This window comes from Mesorhizobium sp. M1A.F.Ca.IN.020.03.2.1 (genome assembly GCF_004023205.1).
Taxonomy (GTDB): Bacteria; Pseudomonadota; Alphaproteobacteria; order Rhizobiales; family Rhizobiaceae; genus Mesorhizobium.
In genome coordinates this window covers 1-3,017 of sequence record NZ_RZSV01000393.1, presented here as the reverse complement: position 1 = coordinate 3,017, position 3,017 = coordinate 1, and the positions used below count along the sequence as shown (strand labels likewise).

The window sequence follows — 3,017 nt, the reverse complement described above, 5'->3', positions numbered from 1 at the left end:
CGCCGGAAGCGCCCTGGGCGAGGCTCGCCAGCTTCAACGCCATCATCAGCCGCACCACGGGGGCCGGCATCGGTTCGCCGACGCCCGCGGCGTGGGAAAGCACGATGTTGCGTTGCAGCGTTTCAAGATCGTTTGCCGGAATGCGAACGCTGGCGAGCTTACCGAAGCCGGTGTTGATGCCGTAGACCGGCTCGCCTTTGGCGACGATGCGGGCGACGGCTTCGGCGCTGGCCTTGATCTTCGGCCGGCAGGCATCGTCGAGCTTCGGCACGGCGCCGCGATAGATGGCGCGCCAGTCGGCAAGCGTTGCGCTGCCGGGCTTCAGGATCAGTTCGGTCATTGTCCTCTCCAGATGCGGGCATGGAGCGGATTGAAGCCCATGCGGTAGACAAGTTCGGCCGGACGCTCGATGTCCCAGACGGCAAGGTCGGCCGATTTGCCGGCTTCCAGCGTGCCGGTCCTGTCGAGAAGCCCCAGCGCACGCGCGGCCTCGCGGGTGACGCCGGCGAGGCATTCGTCGACGGTCAGGCCAAAGAGCGTCGCGGCCATGTTCATGGTGAGCAGCAGCGAGGTGAGCGGCGAGGTGCCGGGATTGGAGTCGGTGGCGACCGCCATCTTCACGCCGTGGCGGCGGAAGAGATCGACCGGCGGCCTCTTGGTCTCGCGGATGAAATAGTAGGCGCCGGGCAGGATGGTCGCGACCGTGCCGGATCCGGCCATCGCCGCGGCGCCCTCCTCATCGGTGTATTCCAGGTGATCAGCCGACAGCGCGCCGTAGCGCGCGGCAAGCGCGGCGCCATGCAGGTTGGAGAGTTGGTCGGCGTGAAGCTTCACCGGCAGGCCGAGCGCTTTCGCCTTATCGAAGACGCGCGCGATCTGTTCCGGTGAGAAGGCAATGCCCTCGCAAAAACCGTCGACGGCGTCCGCGAGCTTTTCGGCGGCAACCGCCGGGAGGATCGTGCCGGCGACGAGATCGATGAAAGCGTCCTTGTCGCCCCTGGCTTCGGGCGGCAGCGCATGGGCGGCGAGACAGGTCGTAAGGATCGTGATTGGACGCTCACCGGCCAGACGGCGCGCGGCGCGCAGCGACTTTTTTTCATTGTCGGCATCGAGGCCGTAGCCGGACTTGACCTCGACGGTCGTCACGCCCTCGGCCATCAGCGCGTCGAGGCGGGGCAGCGTCTGGGAGACGAGCTCGTCTTCGCTCGCGGCGCGCAGCGACTTGACCGAGGAGACAATGCCCCCCCCTGCCCTAGCCACCTCCTCATACGTGGCGCCGGCCAAGCGCATCTCGAATTCGTTGGCGCGGTTGCCTGCATAGACAAGGTGGGTGTGGCAATCGATCAGGCCGGGGGTGATCCAGCGGCCCTGGCAATCGACCGTTTCGGCGCCCTGCCCGGCGGCTGCCGGCAGGTCGGCCTCCGATCCGGCGTAGACGATCAGCCCGTCGCGCGCGGCGATCGCACCTTTCTCGACGATGCCGAGACCGGCAGCACCCTCGGCCATGGTCGCCAGGCGCGCATTGCGCCACAGACGAAGGCCGCTCTTTCCGTTTGCTCCACCCATCATCTTTTCCATTTGAAAGGATGACGATTATGTATATACATATTGAAACGCGAAGCAAGTGTTAATGTCGCTCGGGCATTCGGATTGGGAGTTTGGACGTGACGGCGATCTTTGCGGAACAGGCGCTGCTGCCCGGCGGTTGGCGGGGCAATGTGAGGATCGCTTTCGACGGCGGCCGTATCTCTGAAGTCGAAGCGGGCTCTTCGGCACACACCGGCGACGAACGCCACGCCATCGTCCTGCCCGGCATGCCCAACCTGCATAGCCACGCCTTCCAGCGCGGCATGGCGGGGCTTGCCGAACTGCGCGGTCCCTCGGCCGACAGTTTCTGGAGCTGGCGCGAGGTGATGTACCGCTTCGCGCTGTCGATGACGCCGGACCAGGTCGAGGCGGTCGCGGCGCAGCTTTATGTGGAGATGCTGGAAGCCGGGTTTTCGCGCGTCGGCGAGTTTCACTATCTGCATCACGACCGCGACGGGCAGCCTTACGCCAACATCGCCGAGATGGCGGAGCGGATCGCGGCTGCCGCCGCCGACACCGGCATCGGACTGACGCTGCTGCCGGTCTTCTATGCCCATTCGGCCTTCGGCGGCGCTGCTCCCAACGAAGGCCAGCGGCGATTCATCAATGATGTCGGACGCTTCGAACGTCTGCTTGAGAAAACTCGCGAAGGCGTTCGCTCGCTGGAGCAAGCCGTCGTCGGCGTCGCGCCGCACAGCCTGCGCGCCGCAACGCCGGACGAACTCAACGCGGTTGCAGCAATGGCGCCGAACGGGCCGATCCACATCCATGTCGCCGAGCAGGTGAAGGAAATCGAGGACTGCATCGCCTGGTCAGGCAAGCGTCCGGTCGAGTTGCTGCTCGGACATGCTGAGGTGGACAGGCGCTGGTGCCTGATCCACGCCACGCATATGACCGAGGCCGAGACGATCGCCATGGCCAAGAGCGGCGCCGTCGCTGGGCTGTGCCCCGTCACCGAAGCCAATCTCGGCGACGGCACTTTCGCCGCCCCCTCGTTCATCGAACATGGCGGCCGCTTCGGGATCGGCTCCGACTCCAATGTGCTGATCGGCCTGCCGGACGAGCTTCGGCAGCTCGAATATTCGCAGCGCCTTGCCCACCGCGCTCGCAATGTGCTGGCGCGCGCCGGCGGCTCTACCGGCCGCGCGCTGTTCGATGCCGCGCTCGATGGCGGCAGCATCGCGCTCGGCGCCGGCCCCTCAACTCTCGCCGTAGGCAGGCCCGCCGATTTCGTCTCGCTCGACGCCGGTCATCCCTCGCTTGCCGGCAAGGCGGGCGATGCCATCCTAGACGCCTGGATCTTTGCCAATGGCGGCAAGGTCGATTGTGTCTGGGTGCATGGCAAGAAGCAAGTGAGCGGCGGCAGGCATGTCAAACGCGAGGCGGTCGCCGGGCGCTTCCGCAAAGTGATGATGGCGCTTTCCGAGGGC

Annotated in this window: 3 protein-coding genes; 1 reads left to right on the top strand and 2 read right to left on the bottom strand. The window is 66.2% G+C overall.

Annotated features, from left to right (window positions below; all coding sequences use genetic code 11):
- Positions 1-340: aromatic amino acid lyase (locus EOA79_RS31105; protein WP_164894036.1), on the bottom strand; the 340-nt coding region annotated here is incomplete at its 3' end.
- Positions 337-1,566 carry an imidazolonepropionase gene (hutI, locus tag EOA79_RS31100; protein ID WP_164748401.1) on the bottom strand — a complete coding sequence of 410 codons (1,230 nt, stop codon included), beginning with the start codon at positions 1,564-1,566 and terminating at the stop codon, positions 337-339. The genes hutI and EOA79_RS31105, both read right to left, overlap by 4 nt.
- A gap of 98 nt (positions 1,567-1,664) precedes the next feature.
- Here hutI and EOA79_RS31095 point away from each other — a divergent pair.
- Positions 1,665-3,017: formimidoylglutamate deiminase (locus tag EOA79_RS31095; RefSeq protein WP_128293634.1), on the top strand; the 1,353-nt coding region annotated here is incomplete at its 3' end.